Source organism: Microbacterium suwonense (genome assembly GCF_030296555.1).
Lineage (GTDB): Bacteria > Actinomycetota > Actinomycetes > Actinomycetales > Microbacteriaceae > Microbacterium > Microbacterium suwonense.
Window position 1 is genome coordinate 2,717,809 of the sequence record NZ_AP027728.1, and the last position, 18,165, is coordinate 2,735,973.

General features: G+C 68.8%; 19 protein-coding genes and 2 pseudogenes. 13 read left to right on the plus strand and 8 right to left on the minus strand.

All coding sequences use genetic code 11. The features are described 5' to 3' along the window. Positions 1-21 precede the first annotated feature (21 nt). From QUE33_RS13655 to QUE33_RS13670, 4 genes are all read left to right on the plus strand, one after another. Positions 22-417 carry a hypothetical protein gene (locus QUE33_RS13655; RefSeq protein ID WP_286300740.1) on the plus strand — a complete coding sequence of 132 codons (396 nt, stop codon included), beginning with the start codon at positions 22-24 and terminating at the stop codon, positions 415-417. A 77-nt stretch (positions 418-494) separates the two neighbouring features. Beyond that, entirely contained in the window at positions 495-1,841 is a 1,347-nt protein-coding gene (locus QUE33_RS13660) for an alpha-hydroxy-acid oxidizing protein (protein WP_286300741.1), read from the plus strand. 12 nt (positions 1,842-1,853) lie between these two features. Next, positions 1,854-2,483: a hypothetical protein gene (locus tag QUE33_RS13665; RefSeq protein WP_286300743.1), complete on the plus strand. Its 630-nt coding sequence runs from the start codon at positions 1,854-1,856 to the stop codon at positions 2,481-2,483. Between the two features lie 48 nt (positions 2,484-2,531). Then, positions 2,532-3,221 carry a GNAT family N-acetyltransferase gene (locus QUE33_RS13670; protein ID WP_286300745.1) on the plus strand — a complete coding sequence of 230 codons (690 nt, stop codon included), beginning with the start codon at positions 2,532-2,534 and terminating at the stop codon, positions 3,219-3,221. Positions 3,222-3,225: 4 nt separating this feature from the next. On the opposite strand, the gene QUE33_RS13675 is transcribed toward QUE33_RS13670, so the two are convergent. Continuing rightward, the gene (locus QUE33_RS13675) at positions 3,226-3,639 is read right to left on the minus strand and encodes a VOC family protein (protein ID WP_286300746.1); all 414 of its coding nucleotides are present in this window, start codon (positions 3,637-3,639) and stop codon (positions 3,226-3,228) included. 127 nt (positions 3,640-3,766) lie between these two features. Here QUE33_RS13675 and QUE33_RS13680 point away from each other — a divergent pair, with 127 nt between their 5' ends. Next, on the plus strand, positions 3,767-5,152 hold the full coding sequence (locus QUE33_RS13680; protein WP_286300747.1) for a glycine--tRNA ligase: 1,386 nt from the start codon (positions 3,767-3,769) through the stop codon (positions 5,150-5,152). Positions 5,153-5,291: 139 nt separating this feature from the next. On the opposite strand, the pseudogene QUE33_RS13685 reads toward QUE33_RS13680, so the two are convergent. The 4 genes and pseudogenes from QUE33_RS13685 to QUE33_RS13700 all read right to left on the minus strand — a co-directional run bounded on the left by QUE33_RS13685 (position 5,292) and on the right by QUE33_RS13700 (position 9,607). Further along, positions 5,292-8,295, minus strand: a pseudogene (locus QUE33_RS13685) (alpha-mannosidase). 21 nt (positions 8,296-8,316) lie between these two features. Then, positions 8,317-8,439, minus strand: coding sequence for a hypothetical protein (locus tag QUE33_RS13690; RefSeq protein WP_286300748.1), 123 nt, complete (start codon positions 8,437-8,439; stop codon positions 8,317-8,319). After that, on the minus strand, positions 8,436-9,128 hold the full coding sequence (locus QUE33_RS13695; protein ID WP_286300750.1) for a glycoside hydrolase 5 family protein: 693 nt from the start codon (positions 9,126-9,128) through the stop codon (positions 8,436-8,438). The genes QUE33_RS13690 and QUE33_RS13695 overlap by 4 nt, the downstream gene beginning before the upstream one ends. Continuing rightward, entirely contained in the window at positions 9,125-9,607 is a 483-nt protein-coding gene (locus tag QUE33_RS13700) for a glycoside hydrolase 5 family protein (protein ID WP_286300751.1), read from the minus strand. The genes QUE33_RS13695 and QUE33_RS13700 overlap by 4 nt, the downstream gene beginning before the upstream one ends. Positions 9,608-9,699: 92 nt before the next feature. Here QUE33_RS13700 and QUE33_RS13705 point away from each other — a divergent pair, with 92 nt between their 5' ends. Then, on the plus strand, positions 9,700-10,176 hold the full coding sequence (locus tag QUE33_RS13705; RefSeq protein WP_286300753.1) for an adenylyltransferase/cytidyltransferase family protein: 477 nt from the start codon (positions 9,700-9,702) through the stop codon (positions 10,174-10,176). Positions 10,177-10,212: 36 nt separating this feature from the next. Further along, complete coding sequence (locus QUE33_RS13710) at positions 10,213-10,875, plus strand: hypothetical protein (protein WP_286300756.1); 663 nt, start codon at positions 10,213-10,215, stop codon at positions 10,873-10,875. Positions 10,876-10,891: 16 nt separating this feature from the next. Here the strand turns inward: QUE33_RS13710 and QUE33_RS13715 are convergent, their stop codons facing one another. Next, a complete protein-coding gene (locus QUE33_RS13715; protein ID WP_286300758.1) occupies positions 10,892-11,467 on the minus strand; it encodes an HhH-GPD-type base excision DNA repair protein in 576 nt (191 codons plus the stop codon). A gap of 134 nt (positions 11,468-11,601) precedes the next feature. Here QUE33_RS13715 and QUE33_RS13720 point away from each other — a divergent pair, with 134 nt between their 5' ends. Next, positions 11,602-12,099, plus strand: coding sequence for a hypothetical protein (locus QUE33_RS13720; protein WP_286300760.1), 498 nt, complete (start codon positions 11,602-11,604; stop codon positions 12,097-12,099). 79 nt (positions 12,100-12,178) lie between these two features. Here the strand turns inward: QUE33_RS13720 and QUE33_RS13725 are convergent. Further along, positions 12,179-12,274, minus strand: a pseudogene (locus QUE33_RS13725) (HhH-GPD-type base excision DNA repair protein); the annotation flags it as partial. Positions 12,275-12,457: 183 nt separating this feature from the next. On the opposite strand from QUE33_RS13725, the gene QUE33_RS13730 reads away from it, so the two are divergent. Together QUE33_RS13730 and QUE33_RS13735 are read left to right on the plus strand one after the other, a co-directional pair. Further along, positions 12,458-12,901 (plus strand): XRE family transcriptional regulator, encoded by a 444-nt coding sequence (locus QUE33_RS13730; RefSeq protein ID WP_286300763.1) that lies wholly within the window; start codon positions 12,458-12,460, stop codon positions 12,899-12,901. Positions 12,902-12,954: 53 nt separating this feature from the next. After that, positions 12,955-13,248, plus strand: a complete 294-nt coding sequence (locus tag QUE33_RS13735) for a HepT-like ribonuclease domain-containing protein (RefSeq protein ID WP_286300765.1) — start codon at positions 12,955-12,957, stop codon at positions 13,246-13,248. 202 nt (positions 13,249-13,450) lie between these two features. Here the strand turns inward: QUE33_RS13735 and QUE33_RS13740 are convergent, their stop codons facing one another. Then, positions 13,451-14,719: a glutamyl-tRNA reductase gene (locus QUE33_RS13740; RefSeq protein WP_286300767.1), complete on the minus strand. Its 1,269-nt coding sequence runs from the start codon at positions 14,717-14,719 to the stop codon at positions 13,451-13,453. Between the two features lie 105 nt (positions 14,720-14,824). On the opposite strand from QUE33_RS13740, the gene hemE reads away from it, so the two are divergent. The 3 genes from hemE to QUE33_RS13755 all read left to right on the plus strand — a co-directional run bounded on the left by hemE (position 14,825) and on the right by QUE33_RS13755 (position 18,164). Beyond that, complete coding sequence (hemE, locus tag QUE33_RS13745; RefSeq protein WP_286300768.1) at positions 14,825-15,838, plus strand: uroporphyrinogen decarboxylase; 1,014 nt, start codon at positions 14,825-14,827, stop codon at positions 15,836-15,838. 219 nt (positions 15,839-16,057) lie between these two features. After that, a complete protein-coding gene (locus QUE33_RS13750) occupies positions 16,058-17,569 on the plus strand; it encodes a protoporphyrinogen/coproporphyrinogen oxidase (protein ID WP_286300770.1) in 1,512 nt (503 codons plus the stop codon). Positions 17,570-17,690: 121 nt separating this feature from the next. Further along, positions 17,691-18,164 (plus strand): hypothetical protein, encoded by a 474-nt coding sequence (locus QUE33_RS13755; RefSeq protein ID WP_286300772.1) that lies wholly within the window; start codon positions 17,691-17,693, stop codon positions 18,162-18,164. The last annotated feature ends 1 nt before the right edge of the window (position 18,165 follow it).

Consider the following 18,165-nt stretch of genomic DNA (forward strand, 5'->3'; position numbering starts at 1 on the left):
GTGCTGGGTTAGCCTCGAACGATGATTCCTGACGACTGGACGCCGCACCGCCGCGACGACGGCGAGCTGCTCGGCTGGATCCATCCCGAGGGTGAGGACTGGGTGGCGGTCGACGTGCTGGGACGGGTGGCATCCGGGCCGGTCGACTGGCTCGACGCGGAGGTGGCGCTCGAAGAGGTGGGCCTGGCCTGGCTCGCCGACGCATGGATGCTGGAGGGTGAGGCGCCCGGGCCGCTGCGTGTGCGCTTCGTGGAGGTGACGCCCTCGGACGGCGAGACGATCGGCCGCGTGGTGGTGAAGGCCGACGACTTCGGCGACATGCAGCGCCCGCCGACCGAGCGGTTCGTGCTGCCCTGGCCCGCCCCCGCGCGTCTTCGCCCCGCGCGGCCCGGCGACCCGGATGGGCGCACGCTCTGACCAGGGCATCGCAGTCGGTCCGGTCTGCCGCCTGGCCAGCCCTGTCCGTCGACCGCAGGCCCGGCTAGGGTGTCGGCATGAGCACTGTGGCTCCGAACGATCCGGCGGCGGCGCGGGGCATCTCGCGCCGCACGCAGTCCGACATCTTCCGCGCCGGGATCAGCGGCGCGCGCCCGGCGGTTCCGGTCGACGCACGGAGGCTGGATGCCGCGGCCGAGGCCGTGCTGTCCACGGAGGCCTACGCGTACATCGCCGGCGGTGCCGGCTCCGAGCAGACCGTCATAGCGAACCGGAGCGCCTTCGATCGCTGGCAGCTCTGGCCCCGCCCGCTGCACGAAGTCTCCTCCCGCGACCTGTCGGTGGACTTCCTCGGCTGCACCCGCCCCACCCCGCTGCTGCTCGCACCGCTGGGGGTGATGGAGCTCGTGCACCCCGAGGCCGATCTCGCGGTCGCCCGTGCCGCGGCATCCGTCGGCGTGCCCTACACGGTCTCGAACCAGGCATCCTTCCCGCTCGAGCGGATCGCGCAGTCCGCACCCGGAGCGCCTCGCCTGTTCCAGCTGTACTGGTCGGCCTCCGACGAGCTGAACGCTTCGCTGCTCTCGCGAGCCGAGGCGGCCGGCTACGAGGCGATCGTCGTCACACTCGACACACATCTGCTCGGCTGGCGGACGCGGGATCTCGATCTGGCCTATCTGCCGTTCACGCGCGGCATGGGCATCGCCCAGTACACGTCCGACCCGGTGTTCCAGGAACTCGTGAAGCAGCGTGCGTCCGCAGCATCCGACACCTCCGACACCTCCGACACCTCCGGCGAGGGGAAGGCCGTGCGGGTGACGCCGAAGACGATCGCCGCCGGCATCTCGATCGCCCGCAGGGGCACCTCGCTCACCGGCAGCCGCAGCCTGCGCGACAACCTGCGCTCGCCGCTGCCGCGCGTCGCGGTCGAGACCTTCCTCGACGTGTTCTCCACACCCACTCTCACTTGGGACGACCTCGCGAAGGCGCGGGAATGGACGTCGCTGCCGATCATCCTCAAGGGGATCGTGCATCCCGACGACGCCGAGCGAACGGCGGATGCCGGGGTGGACGGCATCTGGATCTCCAACCACGGCGGACGGCAGATCGACCGCTCCGTGCCGACGCTGGACGTGCTGCCCGAGATCTCGGAGCGGGTGGGCGGACGGATGCCGGTGGTGTTCGACTCCGGCATCCGCAGCGGAGCCGATGCCGCGATCGCCCTCGCGCTCGGCGCGGACGTCGTCGCACTGGGCCGTCCGTACGCCTACGGTCTGGGCATCGCCGGCGAGCAGGGCGTGCGCGAGGTGATCCGCAACGTGCTGGCCGAGCTGGACATCACGCTCGGCCTCGCCGGTCTCACCTCGGTGGGTGAGCTGGATCGGGACGCGCTGCGTGCGGTGTGATTTCATAGGCGGATGAGCACAGCCGACGAGGTATTCGAGCAGCATCCCGCCGACACCGACTGGCACCGCTGGGCGCCGATCGGGCAGACCCTCGACGCGAGTCGCACTGTCGGCAGTGGCCCGGTGCCCAGCATCTCGGCGTTCGGACTGCTGCCGCTGGAGCCGATGCTCGTACCCGAGAAGCCGCGCAAGGGCGAACTCGACCCGTCGGAGTGCGGTCACTGCAAGCCGTCGAAGTTCACGATCTGGCAAGACGACGAGTGGCGCGTCAGCGGGGGCATGCAGGGCCCCACGGGCGTTCCGTTCGTCGGCGCGATCTCGCCGCGCCGGCACGTCAAGCTGGAGGACGCTCCGATCGAGGTGCTCGCAGGGTTGGGCCCCGTGCTGCAGCGGGTCTCCGAGGCGACCAAGGCGATCCCCGCGGTCGCGCGCTGCCACTTCTCGCGCTGGAACGACGGGTCAGCGCACCTGCATCTGTGGGCGTACGCGCGCCCGGCCGGCATGATGCAGGGTCGTGGCGCGATCCTGCCGTACTGGGAGCAGTCCATGCCGGCTATGCCGGAGGAGATGATGCAGGAGTACCTCGAGATCGTGGCGAACGCGCTCGCCGCAGGCGGAGGGCAGGCGTTCCCCGGGCGCTGACCGGCCTGCGCGTTTCGTCCTGAGCGCGGAGAGAGGCAGACTGTGAGTGTGCGCACTATCCGTGATCTCGACACCGTAGAGCTGATCATCGACGCCCAGGGACTGCTGGATTCGATCCGCGGACCCGAACGCGTCATCGATGCCGGCACCCTGAGGGCCCTGGAGCAGTCCGGCAACTACGTCGTGGGGCTCTTCGACGACGAGAGCGGCGAAGAGCGCATGGTCGGCGCCTCGATCGCGTTCTTCGGCGAGCCGGGCAAGCGCACCATGCACTCGCACATCACCGCGTTGCTGCCGGAGTACCGCGGCCGCGGCTGGGGACGCGAGCTGAAGGAGCACCAGCGTCAGTGGGCGTTCTCGCGCGAGGTCGGCCGGATCACCTGGACCTACGACCCGCTGGTCGCTCGCAACGCGCACTTCTTCCTGACGGTGCTCGGCGCACGCGTGACCCGCTACACGGTGAACCGCTACGGCATCTTCGGCGGAGGCGACGCCGGAGACGAGAGCGACCGGCTGGACGTCGAGTGGGCGCTGGCCGACATCGCCAAGCCTCCGGCATCCGATGCCGTGGTCGCAACCGTCGAGATTCCCACGGATGTCGAGTCCATGCGCGTCTCCGACCCGGATGCCGCCCACCAGTGGCGCCTGCGGCTGCGCACCGAGATCGAGCAGCAGCTGGACAAGGGCCTGCACATCGCCGGCTTCGATGTGGAGCGCGGCTACCTCTTCACCGAGTAGGTCGTCATTCCGGCGGCAGTACGAAGTCCCCGGTGTCGCCGGGGTTGACCGCGACCTCCCAGCGGAACCCGTCAGGGTCGGTGAAATAGCCCGAATAGCCGCCCCATTCGCGTCGGCTCGCCGGCGACACCGTCGCGCCGAGCGTCTCGGCCTCGGCGAGCACCGCGTCCACCTCCGCCTCGGTGGCCAGGTTGTGCGAGAGGGTGAGGGGAGCGACGCCGGATGCCGGGGCCTCGCCGATCTCCGCGATGAAACCCTCCACGCTCCACAGCGAGAGGATCACCCGGTCGGCGACGGGCAGCATCAGCACCTCTTCGTTCGCGAAGACAGGATGCCAGCCCAGCCCGTCGACGTAGAACGCCCGGCTGCGGGCGACGTCGGCGACGGCCAGGGTGATGAAGCTCAGACGCTGTTCCATGGGCATCAGCCTGCCACCGGCATCCGACAGCCGGCACCCTCGGATGTCGCATGCGGGGCGACGGTAGGATTGAAGGCGCCCGTAGTCACGGGCGTCACCCCCGTAGCATCCGACCATTGGAGCCACCGTGGCCGAACAGTCCCGTCTTGACAAGGTCATCGCCCTCGCCCGCCACCGCGGGTTCGTCTTCCAAGCGGGTGAGATCTACGGCGGTTCGCGTTCAGCATGGGACTACGGCCCCCTCGGCACCGAGCTGAAGGAGAACATCCGACGGCAGTGGTGGCAGACGTTCGTGCGCGGCCGCGGCGACATGGTGGGGCTGGACTCCAGCATCATCCTGCCCAAGCGCGTGTGGGAGGCGTCCGGTCACGTCGCCACCTTCACCGACCCGCTGGTGGAGTGCCTGCAGTGCCACAAGCGCCACCGCGAAGACCACCTGATCGAGGCGTTCGAGGCGAAGAAGGGCCGCGCCCCCGAGAACGGGATGGCCGACATCGCGTGCCCCGACTGCGGAACCCGCGGCAGGTGGACCGAGCCGAAGGCGTTCTCCGGCCTGATCAAGACCTACCTCGGCGTCGTCGACGACGAGTCGGGACTGTACTTCCTGCGTCCCGAGACCGCGCAGGGCATCTTCGTGAACTTCGCGAACGTGCTCACCGCCTCGCGCAAGAAGCCCCCGTTCGGCATCGGCCAGGTCGGCAAGGCGTTCCGCAACGAGATCACCCCGGGCAACTTCATCTTCCGCACGCGCGAGTTCGAGCAGATGGAGATCGAGTACTTCGTGCCTCCGGCCGAGGCGCAGGAGTGGTTCGAGCACTGGGTCGAGGCCTGCTGGGCGTGGTTCGAAGACCTCGGCATCGACACCGACAACATGCGCCGCTTCGACGTGCCCGAGGACGAGCGTGCGCACTACTCGGCCGCCACGATCGACTTCGAGTACCGCTTCGGGTTCGCGGGCTCCGAGTGGGGCGAGCTGATGGGCGTCGCCAACCGCACCGACTACGACCTGTCCAGTCACACCGAGGCATCCGGCTCCTCGCTGACCTACTTCGACCAGGCATCCGGCGAGCGGTACACGCCGTATGTGATCGAGCCGTCGTTCGGCCTGACCCGTTCGATGATGGCGTTCCTCGTCGACGCGTACGTCGAGGAGCAGGTGCCCAACGCGAAGGGCGGCACCGACACCCGCACGGTGCTCAAACTCGACCCGCGCCTGTCGCCGATCAAGGTCGCCGTGCTGCCGCTCTCGCGCAACGAGCGCCTCTCGCCGCTGGCTCGCGAGGTGGCCGACAAACTGCGCGGCAAGTGGACCGTCGACTTCGACGATGCCGGCGCGATCGGCCGGCGTTACCGCCGGCAGGACGAGGTCGGCACGCCGTTCTGCGTCACAGTCGACTTCGACTCGCTCGACGACGACGCGGTCACCGTGCGCGACCGCGACACCATGGCGCAGGAGCGTGTGCCGCTCGACAACCTGCACGCCTATCTCGCAGAGCGCCTGCGCGGCGCCTGACTCCCGGAGGCAGGGGGCGGAAGTCCCCGCCCCTGGCCTGCGCGCATCCCCGCCCCTGCTCAGCTACCTCGCCCCTGCTGGTTTACGTGAATCAGCAGGGGCGAGGTAGTTCGACAGGGGCGGGAACGGATGCCGGGGCTCAGGCCCGCGCGATGCGCAGCGTGCGCACCTCGAACGGGTGCAGCACCAGCTTGCCGCCGGTGCGCGGCGACTCCATCTCGTCCTCGATCAGCGAGACCTCGCGGATGCCGGAATGCGCGAACGCCACATCCAACGTCCCGCGCGTCCGCCGGCCGAGCGACTCGTACACACGCACGATCACGTCGCCCGAACGGTCGTCGGCCAGCTTCACCGACGACACGACGATGCCCGCGCCGGTGACCGACACCAGCGGCTCGACCTCGTTGGCCCCGCGCACGACGTGCGCCGGTGCGTTCAGGCGAAGGCCCTCGGCGGTGGCGATCTCGGCATCCGCTCCGATCACCAGCCCGACCTCGATCTGGTGGTGCCCGTGGTCGGTGTCGGGATCGGGGAAGCGCGGAGCGCGCAGCAGCGACAGCCGGATGGTGGTGGTGACGTCGTCGCCGTCTGCATCGCGCGTGGTGTCGTAGCCGTAGATCGAGTCGTTCACGAGCGCGACGCCGAAGCCGTCGTCCTCCTGCGCGAGCACGAACCGGTGCATGGAGGTCTCGAACTTCGCCGCCTCCCAGCTGGTGTTCACATGCGTCACCCGGCGCTGGAAGCCGAACTGCGTCTCGGCGAGGGTCTCGCGGGCGAACAGGTCGAGTGGGAAGGCGAGCTTGAGCAGCTTCTCGGTCTCGTGCCAATCGATCCCGTTGCGCAAGACGATCGTGCGCGAGCCGGGTGCGAGCACGATGGTCTGGGTCAGGCGCGACTCCGAGAACGCGCGCTCGACGACCACGGTCGCGACGCCGTCGACCACGGATGCCGAGATCGACGCCACCTCAGTCAGGTCCTCGACGCGGTTGCGGTAGTACCGGTCGATGTCCCACGCGTCCCACATGTTCGGGAAGTCCTGATGCAGCTGGAACAGGTTCGCCGGCTGGTTGGCGGGGATCGTCTCGCGGCCGGATGTCAGGTCCACAGCCGACGTGATGAGACCCTCTGCGGAGACGGTCACCGAGATGAGGTCGTTGCTGAGGAGGTAACCGTCGGGCGACTCGGTGAGGGTGGCACCCTCCGTCCCGCTGCGGGCGTCTCGAACGGCGGCACCCAGCGTCCGCCCTCCGCCGACCGACGTCGGCGTGAACACCAGTTCGCGATCGCCGTCGCCCGCCAACGCCCTTCGCGCCGCGGACGACAGCTCTTCAGCATCCGACAGCACTTCGGTCAGCACGGAAACGGCCTCGCGATGCACCCACGCGATCGACGTGCCGGGCAGGATGTCGTGGAACTCGTGCAGCAGCACGAGCTGCCACAGCCGATCGAGTTCTTCGTACGGATACGCCGCCCCCAGATGCACGGCGGCGGTCGCCGCCCACAGTTCCGCCTCGATCAGCGCCTGCTCCGCCCAGCGGTGCAGCGCCTTCGTGGCGTGCTGGCTGGTGAGCGTGCCGCGGTGCAGCTCCAGGTACAGCTCGCCGACCCACACGGCGGGGTCGGTCAGCTCAGCCTTGGCATCGTCGAAGAAGGCATCCGGATGCTTCCACTCGACCTGCGCGGCGCCCTCCAGCGACGCCATCCGTGCGGCCTTCCCGGTCATCTCCCGGGTCGTGCCGCCGCCACCATCGCCCCAGCCGACCGGGGCGATCGACATCGTGGCGACCCGGTTCTCCTTGAACTGGCGGCTGGCCTTGGCGACCTCCATGCCGGACAGCTGGGAGTTGTAGGTGTCCATCGGCGGGAAGTGCGTGAATACGCGGGAGCCGTCGATGCCCTCCCACAGGAAGCTGTGGTGCGGGAAGACGTTGCGCTGGTTCCAGGAGATCTTCTGCGTGAAGAACCACTCGAACCCGGCCCGGCGCATCAGCTGCGGCAGCGCGGGGAGTACCCGAAGCTGTCGGGCAGCCAGACGCCCTTGGAGCGGATGCCGAATTCGCGCTCGAAGAAGCGCTGGCCGTGCGAGAACTGGCGCACCAGCGACTCTCCGGTCGGCATGACGGTGTCGGATTCGACCCACATTCCGCCCAGCGGCAGGAAGCGACCGGCGGCGACTGCGTCGCGAACCCGCGCGAACACCTCGGGGCGGTGTTCCTTGATCCACGCATACTGCTGGGCGCTGGACATGCCGTAGAGAAAATCGGGCTGCTCGTCGATGAGGGTCGCCATCGACGAGGTGGTGCGGGCGACCTTGCGGATCGTCTCACGCACCGGCCAGAGCCACGCGGAGTCGATGTGGGCGTGCCCGATCGCCGCGATGCGGTGCGCACTGGCATCCGCCGGGGAGGCGAGCACGTCGGCCAACTGCGCCCTGGCGTCGGATGCCGTCTCGACGATGTGCTGCAGGTCGAGGGCGTCGAGGGCGTCGTCGAGCGCCTGCAGGATGCGCATCCGTCGGGGGCTGGTCTCAGGCAGCTCGGCCTGCAGCTCGATCAGCACCTCCAGGTCGAGCGCGAGCTCGAAGACGTCGGGCTCGAACACCGCCAGGTCCATGTGCCGCACCCGGTACAGCGGCTCGGGGAGGAGGTCTGGATGTCGCCCTCCGGCGTCGGCAGGAAGGGGTGGTAGTCGAGCAGAACCGGGTTCGACGCACCTTCGAGATAGAACTCGACGGCCTCCCCCGGTGCGGCATCGACCGGCAGCCACTGGTTGCGCGGGTTGAGGCTCTTGAGGGGCACAGGGCCGGAATCGGATGCCAGGTAGGCGAGCGCCTCGCACTGGAACCCGGTCATGTTCACGTCGAAGCCCAGATCGACGAGCGCCTCGACCTGCTTCCCGGCCCACTCGGCCGGGACGGTGCCGCGCATCCGGAACCATGTCGTGCCCCAGGCGGGACCCCACATGCTGCCAGCGGTGAACGGCTCGTACTCCAGCGCGAGACCGTCGGCGGGGGCGATCGGCTCGCCGGGGAGCTGGTGCGCGGAGATCTCCAGCGGCATCCGGGCGGAGTGGATGGCGGGCTTCACTCGTTCGGTGAGTACCCGGTTCACGCGGCCGACGGTGAGCGAGGTCTCTTCGTGCACGGGGCGCTCCTTCGAGGTCGGTCAGCCGACCACGGTGTTGTTCGACGAGTAGGTCGCGATGCTCTGCGACAGGTCTGGGTGAACCAGTTCGGTTATGCCTCGGGCGGCGAGCTTCACGGCATCCGCGGCATCCGTTGACGTCACGAACGCCGCATCCACTCCGTCGTCGCATGCCGCGAGCCAAGCATCGAAGACCGGCCCGCCGGGTGCGATTCCGCCGCGGCTGACCGGGGTGTCGTCGGCATCCACCTCGATGACGATCCCGAGCGCACGGGTGGGCGTCGCCTGTGGCGTGCGCAATTCGGGGATGATCTCGGCGAGGCGCCGCCCGAGGGCTTCACCGCGCCCTCCTGGTCGATCAGCCCGAGCGAGTACTCCAGCTCGGGAAAATCGCCCAGAGTCCGGCTGACGTCGTGCGAGCACCACCAGGTCACTCCCCACAGATTCTCGGTGCGGGCCGCGTGGCGCACGGTCGCCTCGAGGAACCCTGGCATCTCGTCGTCGCTCAGGCAGTTCGACGGCGCACCGACCTCCTGCAGCCAGGTGCGGCGTCGCGGGTCGGTTGCGAACGCGCGGGAGACCTCGATCAGGTACTCGGCGTGACGGTCGGATGCTGTCGATCGGCCACCGTACCGCTGGGCGGTGCCGTTGAAGATCCAGGAGTGCACGGTGGTCATCGCTCCGAGCCGTGCGGCGAGGGCGGGCGTGAAGCCGTGCCCGTCGAGGTACCAGGCGGCATCGTACTCGCTGTGCACGTGCTCCTGATCGGGAGCAGCGGAGTCCGCGGCGTCCAGCAGCGTGGTGATCCAACTCGTCGCCTCCGCCGTCGTCACCGGCCAGGGGAGGGATGCACGGATGCCGAGAACTGGTTCGTCTCGTTCCCGGTGGTGAACCCGAGGAAGTTCTCTGCGTCGCCGAGCGCCTCACTGAGGCGTTCGATCAGGGCGACCTGGCCGCTCAGCGCATCCGGATGCGTGAAAATGTTCCTGTCGTGCCAGGTGGACAGCCATGCCGGGATGAAGTCGAAGCTCGACAGATGGCCCTGGATGACGTCGACACTGGCCTCCAGCCCGAACTCGGCGGCAGCATCGACGACGGCGCGCACGTCGGCGACGGCGTCGGCACGGATCAGCGTGCGGTTGGGCTGCAGCACCGGCCACAACGGGAAGATGCGCACGTGGTCCAAGCCCAGTTCCGCCAGGCCTGCGAAGTCGCGACGCGTGTCCTCGAGGTTCAGCGACAGCCAGGAGTGCATCCAGTTCGTCGACGGGGTGTAGTTCGCGCCGAAGCGCAGCGGTGTGCCGGCAGACATTGCGGCGGTCCCTTCGTCGGTCGAGCAGTCCACGGCAATGCTATGTCGCGGGTGCCTAATAGACTCTCCACGGCACCACCGAGAGGATCAGGATGACAATCGACACGGTCAAGAAGCACCAGGACTACAACCCCGGCCCCCGGGTCGGGATCACGTTCTCGACCTTCGACCTGCTGCACGCCGGGCATATCATGATGCTCGCTGAAGCGAAGCGTCAGTGCGATTACCTGATCTGCGGCCTGCAGATGGATCCGACGCTCGACCGGCCCGAGAAGAATGCCCCGACGCAGACCGTCGTCGAGCGCTACATCCAGCTGCGCGGCTGCGAGTACGTCGACGAGATCGTGCCGTACTCCACCGAGCAGGACCTCGAAGACATCCTGCGCGCCTTCAAACTCGACGTCCGCATCGTCGGCGACGAGTACGCGGACCGCGACTTCACCGGCCGCGCCTACTGCGAAGAGGCCGGCATCGAGCTGTACTTCAACAGCCGCGACCACCGCTTCTCCAGCTCTGGACTGCGCAAGATCGTCGCGGCCCGAGAGGCCGAGCGCACCGCGCGCGTCTGAGGACGGCCGATGGCGTCGCGTCGGTAGAGTGGGCTCATGGTCGATGTGGATGCCGGTGCGGTCGGCGCCCGTGCCCGTCGGCGCACCTGGATGCTCGGCGGCGGTCTGCTCGCGGCATCCGCTCTGCTGGGGCTCGCCGCCCCGAGCCTGTCGAGTCTGCCGGGCCTGCCGTACCTCTCGCTGCCGACGCTGCTGTTCTCGGGCGGAGCGATCGTCTTCGCGGTCGGGCTGGGCAGGTCGGGCAGCGTCACCGCGCGACGTCCGTTCGGGACGGGCGCGCTCGTCGCGCTGGCCATCTGGTTCCTCGTGCAGCCGCTGGTGCTCCTGCCCCTGCCGGAGGACGAGGCGGCGCTGCCGGACTTCGTCGCGGCGATGAGCATGATCGGGATCACCCTCGAGGTGATCGCGCTCGTACTCGCGGTGACGGCCGTGACCCAGATCGGACGGAGCGACGTCGTGCCGCGTCCCTGGAACTGGGCGCCGCTGTGGGCGCTCCTGGCGACGGTCGTCGCCTGGTTGCTGCAATCGGGACTCGTGCTCGGTCCCGGGATCGCTGATGATCAGGGCGTGCTGCTCGCCGTGTTCGGACTCAGTGGCATCCTCGAGGCTGGCGCCGTCGCCTTCCTCGGTGTGCTGGCGATGATCCTCGCCGTGCGGCCCGCAGGCGGTGCGACAGTGGTCTACAGCTCGGCGGAGTGACCGCTCGGCTCGCGCCTCACTTGCCCGTCTTGGCTGCGGCCTTGATCGCCTTCTTGTGTGCGCGCACCTTCGCCAGCGACTCGGGCGAGACGATGTCGGCGACGCTGCGGTACGAGCCGTCCTCGCCGTAGGGCGCGGATGCCTCCCGCCAGCCCGCGCCGGTGAACCCGTACTGCTTGCCGAGCAGCGCGAGGAAGATCTTCGCCTTCTGCTCACCGAAACCGGGCAGCTTCTTCAACCGCTTCAGGACCTCGGCGCCGTCGGGGTCGCCGTCGGTCCACAGGGCGGATGCATCGCCGCCCCAGGCATCGATGAGGGTCTGGCACAGCGTCTGCACCCGGGTGGCCATCGATCCGGGAAAGCGGTGCACAGCGGGCGATTCCCGGAACGCCTCGAGGAAGGCATCCGGATCCATGCCGGCGATGGCCGCGGCATCCGTCGCGCCCGTGCGCTGCACGATCTTGAGCGGACCCGCGAACGCGGTCTCCATCGGCACCTGCTGGTCCAGCAGCATCCCGATCAGGAGGGCGAGGGGGTTGTCGCTCAACAGTTTGTCGGCTTTGGCGTCGTCGGTGAGGTGCAGTTCCGGCATGCCGTCAGTATCGCAGGAAGCAGTATCAAGGGACATGGAGGGCCGCGCTGATAGAGGCGGTAGATCTACCAGGGGTCCTAATAGTCTTAATGGAGCGAGCCCTGCATTCCTGGGGGACTGTAACGTTTTGGACAATGGGAGTCGAGCACACGCGAGAGCTGAGGCGCAGATTTCTGAACCTCGGGATTGGCGAGATCGTCGCAGCGGTCATCTTCTGCTTTGCCATGGCCTGGGCGATCTCGCCAATAATCGCGTCCGACTCCGACCGGCTCGCGGTCTGGGCCGCGCTCATACCGCTGGTCGCAATACTCGTCCAGGCGGGCATCTACTGGCTGGCGGCGCGCGCCTGGATCGGGCGCGGAAGCATGCCGCAAACCATGCGGACCGTCTACCGGTGCTTTCGCCTCGTCGACGCAGTGCTGCTGGCAGCTAGCCTCGTCGCGGTCGTCGCAATGCGCCCGAGCGCGGCCGCTCTTGTGCTGGCCCTTGCCGTGTGGCTCTTCGGTGTCGCCGAATATGTCAACTACTATGTCGTGCGACTGGCGTATCCGTTTTCTCGCTGGCTAGTGGAGGTCGGCCACCGACGTACGCCGAGACTTGTCAAGGACATGCGCGACCGCAGTTCGGCGTGATCGCCGGGCCGCACTACCTGACCGTCAATTAGGTAGTGAGGCCCGGCCTTCCGCAGCGATTGCTGCCACATGGTTAAACGACCTGCTGGTCGAGCAGCATGCCGACCAGAAGTGCCAGCGGGTTGGTCGTGAGGAGGTCGTCCGCGGCGGCGTCGCCGGTGATGTGAAGAGGCATGCATCCAGTGTGCCAGGGGGCCATTGTCGAGCGGGAGAAGTTCCGTGTGAACGCCAAGCGCATCGACCTCGTCACAGCGGCTCGCCTCAAGACCGACCGATTTAGCGTTGCGTGAGCAGATGCTGGTGCCCGCGCGGTCTTTCCCCTCTTCCCGCGAATCCATCGGCGCGATATCATCATGATATGAGTGAAACGCTGCGCGAGTCACGTGAGCGAGCTGGGCTCAGCCAAGCGCAACTTGCACTGCGCAGCGGTGTTGCGCAGCCGAACATTGCCGCATACGAGTCGGGGCGCCGGAATCCGTCGGCGGAAATGGTCGGTAGATTGCGGTCGGCCATGCGCCCTTTGCCGCACGAGGCGGTTGAACGGCATCGCGACGAACTCAAGGCACTCGCTGCGCGGTACGGCCTGAGCAACCTGCGCGTGTTCGGCTCCGCCGGGCAGGGCACGGACACCACGCAGAGCGACCTCGATATCCTTGTCACCCGCTCACCGCACGTCGGATTGCTGACGATCGCCGAATTCGCCTTCGCCGCCGAACGATTGCTCGGCGTTCCGGTCGACGTGGTCACAGACGGAGGGCTCCCCGCTGATCATCCGATCCTCCGGTCAGCGGTGGCCGCGTGAGAGATAGGGACGAACGGTCGCTGCGTGAGATCGTGAGGTTGTGCGACGATGGCATGCGACTCGCCGGTCGAGGCCATGAGTGGTATGTCTCGGACGATCTCAATACACCGGGGCTCGCGGCCGAATCGATCATCATCAAGGTCGGTGAGAACGTCGCGCGGTTGAGCGAGGAAATGATCGTCGCGAACCCGCAGGTGCCCTGGTCGAGCATCAAGCGCATGCGGGATCGGCTCGCGCACCACTACGAGGCGACCGATTACGAGGCGGTGTGGGCCACCATCAACGTCGATCTTCCCCGCGTGCGTGCAGCGGTCGCATCACTCCTCGCCCAAGTGCCCGATGATTGACCACAAATCTGCCTATCCGCTGATTTGGCAGTATCCCGTGTCCATTCCTCGTGCGGATGCGTCGGCACGGCGTAGAGGTGCCGATCACTGCGGGTACACGACACGGAAGCCTTGACAGACGATCAGGATGCCGTCGCGGAACGGTACGTCCGGCATCCAGTGCGTCGCCCATTGATCCAGTATTGTGCACCCGTCGGCTGGCTCAGGCGATCTCGGATTCCGCCGAGTGATCGGCATCCGGCACCAGGCCGTACAGGGTCTCGAGTGCCGCGAGGAACTCGTCGCCGCGACCCTCCGCCGCCAGCTCGTGGGCGCGCGTGGTGGGCGTGTGCAGCAGTACGCCGGCGAGATGGCGCATCGCCTGCTCCACCAGCCCGTCCTCATCGCCGCGACGGCGCGCACGGTCGATCTCGGCTTCCAGCAGCTCGAAGATGTGCGTGCGCAGCGCGACGACGGCGGGTGTCACCGCCGCGCGGGAGCCGGCCGCACGGAAGTCCTCCGCCGCCTCGCGGACGACGGCGCGCGCGGCATCCGTCGCCTGCAGCTCCTCAAGCGGGGCGTGCAGCCGGATCGTCTCCAAGTCCAGCAGGGCGACGCCCTCGAGATGTGCGACGTCGGGATCGACGTTTCTCGGCATCCCCAGGTCGATCACCAGCTGTGAGCCGTGACTCACCGGGCAGCCGTCCGTCGCCGTGCGCGACGGACGCTGCAGCTGCTCCGGGCCCAGCACTGGATCGGTGGCGGTGGTGCAGGTGATCAGCAGTGAGGAGCGCTGTGCGGTGCGGGCATAGTCGGATGCCGCGACGGCACGGATGCCGTGCTTCTTCGCGAACAGCTCGGCACGCCCTGATGGCGAGTACACCGAGATGTCGACCGCTCCGCGTTCGCGCAGCGTGGCGAGGGTGACGGCGGCATAGGAGCCGGTGCCCACCAGCAGCACGCGCTCCGCGGACCAGTCCGCGATACGGCTGTCGGCCAGCTCCAGCGACAGGCGGACGAGTGAGCGGCCGGCGCGCTGCAGCGCGGTGACGTTCTTGACCTTGCGCTGCGCTTGGCTCGCGCGCTGGAAGAGCCGCTCGAGCGCCGGGGAGGTGGTGCCCTGTTTGCGCGCCTCGCTCAGCGCACGCCGCACCTGGCCGGCGATCTCGCCCTCGCCGGAGACGACGGACTCCAGACCGGATGCCACGGCGAACAGGTGCTCTGCGACCCGGCCCTCCTCGATCACGTGGTACGAGCCGTCGAGGTCTTCTGCGGGGATGCCGGCGGCCTGCGCGACGACATCCAGCACGGCACCCGTCTCGGTGCCGTCCGTCTCGACATAAGTCTCGAACCGGTTGCAGGTCGCCAGCACGACGGCTCCCTGCGCGCCGGCTTCGACGAGTGTCGGGGCGACGGTTTCGGGGTGGCGGCTGAGGCGTTCGAGCAGTTCGAAGGAAGCGGTCTTGTGACTCGCCGTGACGCAGAGCAGCACGTGGTCAGGGTACGCCCGATCGCTATGTACGGCATCTGAGGGGAGCCTTACCGGGCCGGCCACCCCCTGACGAGACGCATAGCTGCAGGTGCGAGGATCGACAGCATGAGTGATCTGCTGCGCGCGCTCGCCGGGGACAGGCCCGAGCGCACCCCCGTCTGGTTCATGCGTCAGGCGGGCAGGTCATTGCCCGAGTACCGCGAGCTGCGCGTCGGCACCCGGATGCTGGACGCCTGCCTCACCCCCGATCTCGCGGCCGAGATCACGCTGCAGCCGGTGCGCCGGCACGGTGTGGACGCGGCAGTGTTCTTCAGTGACATCGTCATCCCGCTGCGCCTGGCCGGCGTCGAGGTGGAGATCGAGCCGGGGCGCGGCCCGGTGTTCGCGAACCCGGTGCGCACAGCGGATGACGTCGCCCGCATCACCGCGATCGACCCGGCAGACCTGGACGGCACCGCGATCGCCGAGGCGGTCGGCATCGTCACGGCCGAGCTCGATGAGACCCCGCTGATCGGCTTCGCCGGCGCGCCGTTCACTCTCGCGGCCTACCTGATCGAGGGCGGTCCCTCGAAGGAGCATCTGCGCGCCCGCGCCATGATGCACGCCGATCCCGAGTCCTGGGGTCGCCTGGCCGGCTGGCTGTCGCGCATCTCACGGCGCTTCCTGGAGATCCAACGCGATGCCGGGGCATCCGTCGTGCAGCTCTTCGACTCGTGGGCAGGTTCGCTGAGCCCGGCCGACTACCGCCGGCACATCGCTCCGCACTCGCACGCCGCGCTCGAGGGGATCGGCGTGCCCAGCATCCACTTCGGCGTCGGCACCGGTCCGTTCCTCGCCGACATGCGTCTGGACGGCGTCGCCGACGCGGTCGGGGTCGACTGGCGGATGCCGCTGGATGAGGCGATCCGCGTCCTCGGTCCCGATGTCGCCGTGCAGGGCAATATCGACCCGGCGCTGCTGCAGGCGCCGTGGCCGGTGCTCGAGGAGCACGTGCGCGATGTGATCGAGCGCGGACGCGGCGGCAAGGGGCATGTGCTGAATCTCGGACACGGCGTCCCGCCGGACACCGACCCCGATCAGCTCACTCGCATCGTCCGTCTCGCCCACGGCGAGCTCTGACCCGTCCCGCCCTCTTCCGCACGCCCAGGTCGCAATGGATGCCGGAACATCGGCCGCCAGGCGGCAACGATTGCGACCTGGACGGGCTGAGCCGACGGCATCCGGCAACATTCGCGACCTGGACGGGCTGAGCCGATGGGGCGCCCATCGGATGCGGGAACATCGGATGCGGGAACGGACGACGGAACAGCTCATAGGACGCGATGGGAGAATCGGAGCATGAGCCCTGAGCATCCGGCCGAACTCGCCGCCCGCGCGGCGGATCAGCACGTCGTCGTGATCGGCGGGGGCATCGGCGGGCTCATCGCCGCCCGCGAGTGCGCGAAGGTCGGCATCCGCGTCACCCTCCTGGAAGCGGAACCCGAACTCGGCGGCAGCGTCCGCTCCGCTGACCTCGACGGCATCGTCGTCGACGTCGGCGCCGAGAGCTTCGCCACCCGCGGCGGGCACGTGCGCGCGTTGATCGACGAGCTCGGCCTGTCTGACGCGATCGTCGCCCCCGAAGGCGGCGGTGCCTGGCTCAGCGGCATCCCGGACGCCCCGGATGCGCCACTGCCCGTTGGCGGCCTGCTCGGCATCCCGGCCAATCCCTTCCAGGAGGACGTACGCGCGATCATCGGTTGGCGCGGAGCGTGGCGCGCCTATGTCGACCGGCTGCGCCCGCCGTTGACCATCGGGCACGAGCGCAGCCTCGGCCGACTGGTCTCCACCCGGATGGGCGCGCGCGTGCGGGACCGCCTCGTCGCACCCGTGACGGCGGGCGTGTACTCGGCGCTCCCCGACGACGTCGACGTCGACGCTGCGGCTCCGGGGCTGAATGCCGCGCTGACACGCGTGGGCTCGCTGAGCGGCGCCGTGCTCACCATGCAGGGTGAGCGAGCCGGCAAGAAGCCCGGTGCGGCCGTGCAGGGGCTCGACGGTGGAATGACACGGCTCGTGGCCGCACTGCGCGTGGAGCTCGAGCTGCTCGGCGTCGAGGTGCGCACGGGCACCCGGGTCACGAGCATCGGCCGCGACGGCGAGAACTGGGTCGTGACGATCGAGCCGGACGACGGCGAAGAGGGCGAGACGGATGCCGATGACGGCGCCACCGAGGCACCGACGCCGCTCACCGCCACCGGAGTCGTCGTCGCGACCGCCGAACCGGCCGCCCGCACGCTGCTCACCCCGCACGTCACCGGGCTGGGAGAGCAGGGAGACGCCCCCGAGATCGAGATCGTCACCCTGCTGCTGGAGGCCCCCGAACTCGACGCCGCCCCGCGCGGCAGCGGCGTGCTCACGGTTCCCGGCAGCCACACGGCCAAGGCGCTCACGCATTCCACCGCGAAGTGGGGCTGGCTGCGCCGCGCCGCGGACGGAAACCACATCGTGCGCGTATCGTTCGGCACGCAGGGCGAGCCGGCCGCGACCGCGGAACTCGATGACGATGCCGCCGCTCAGCTGGCGCTGTCGGAGGCATCCGCTCTGCTCGGCGTCGCTCTGCCGCCCGATCGCCTGCGCGCCGCGCACAGGGCGCGCTTCGTGCAGTCGCAGCCGGCGTCGCTGATCGGCGCAGCAGATCGCCGCACGACCGCACGCGCGGCCATCGCCCGCACGCCGCGACTGGCGGCGGTGGGCGCGTGGCTTGCCGGAACGGGGCTGGCGCAGGTGATTCCGGATGCCGTCGCCGAGACCGACCGGCTGCGCAGCGCGCTGCTGTGGGATCAGCAAGACGGCTCTCTTACGCGTTGACGGCCCTGCGCGCAAGGTCAGATGCCGAATTCGGAATATGCGACTAGCCTGGGTACACGATCGCCGGGGGCACGCGCTTCAGTTCCTGGTGAAGACGCCGCAACAAGGTCAGGAGGCCCCCGTGAAAGGGAAGATCGGACTCGTCGTAGGACTCGGCGTGGGATACGTGCTCGGTACGCGTGCAGGACGTGAGCGCTACGAGCAGATCAAGAAGCAGTGGCTCAAGGTCTGGCACCTCGACCCGGTGCAACACCAGGTCACGCGCGTGCAGGAGATCGCCAAGGCTCAGGCCGCCGCGGTGCCCGGTGCGCTGTGGACCGGTGCGGTGAACGTGGTCAAGGCGGTGTCGAACACCGGCACCGCAGAGCAGAGACTCAACTCCGGGGTGGATGCGGCCAAGCGGGCCGCCGGCGAGGTGGCCGACGCTGCCGCAGATGCGACGGCCCGTGGCGTCGAGCGCGCTGAGCAGGAAGAGGCGGCGGCCAGGTCCGCGCCCAAGGCCTCCACGCGCAGTACGGCGAAGAAGTCCACGGCCAAGAAGAGCACGTCCACGGCCAAGTCCGCTGCGAAGAAGACGACCTCAGAGGCGGAGTGAC

Coding starts and splice junctions, on each gene's coding strand:
- QUE33_RS13720 (WP_286300760.1), top strand. CDS start 11,602: ATGGGAGTCGAGCACACGCGAGAGCTGAGGCGCAGATTTCTGAACCTC.
- QUE33_RS13700 (WP_286300751.1), bottom strand. CDS start 9,607: ATGTCTGCCGGCACACCGCTGCGCTTCGGCGCGAACTACACCCCGTCG.
- QUE33_RS13705 (WP_286300753.1), top strand. CDS start 9,700: ATGACAATCGACACGGTCAAGAAGCACCAGGACTACAACCCCGGCCCC.
- QUE33_RS13675 (WP_286300746.1), bottom strand. CDS start 3,639: ATGGAACAGCGTCTGAGCTTCATCACCCTGGCCGTCGCCGACGTCGCC.
- QUE33_RS13665 (WP_286300743.1), top strand. CDS start 1,854: ATGAGCACAGCCGACGAGGTATTCGAGCAGCATCCCGCCGACACCGAC.
- QUE33_RS13715 (WP_286300758.1), bottom strand. CDS start 11,467: ATGCCGGAACTGCACCTCACCGACGACGCCAAAGCCGACAAACTGTTG.
- QUE33_RS13735 (WP_286300765.1), top strand. CDS start 12,955: ATGCGACTCGCCGGTCGAGGCCATGAGTGGTATGTCTCGGACGATCTC.
- QUE33_RS13660 (WP_286300741.1), top strand. CDS start 495: ATGAGCACTGTGGCTCCGAACGATCCGGCGGCGGCGCGGGGCATCTCG.
- QUE33_RS13655 (WP_286300740.1), top strand. CDS start 22: ATGATTCCTGACGACTGGACGCCGCACCGCCGCGACGACGGCGAGCTG.
- QUE33_RS13730 (WP_286300763.1), top strand. CDS start 12,458: ATGAGTGAAACGCTGCGCGAGTCACGTGAGCGAGCTGGGCTCAGCCAA.
- hemE (WP_286300768.1), top strand. CDS start 14,825: ATGAGTGATCTGCTGCGCGCGCTCGCCGGGGACAGGCCCGAGCGCACC.
- QUE33_RS13710 (WP_286300756.1), top strand. CDS start 10,213: ATGGTCGATGTGGATGCCGGTGCGGTCGGCGCCCGTGCCCGTCGGCGC.
- QUE33_RS13750 (WP_286300770.1), top strand. CDS start 16,058: ATGAGCCCTGAGCATCCGGCCGAACTCGCCGCCCGCGCGGCGGATCAG.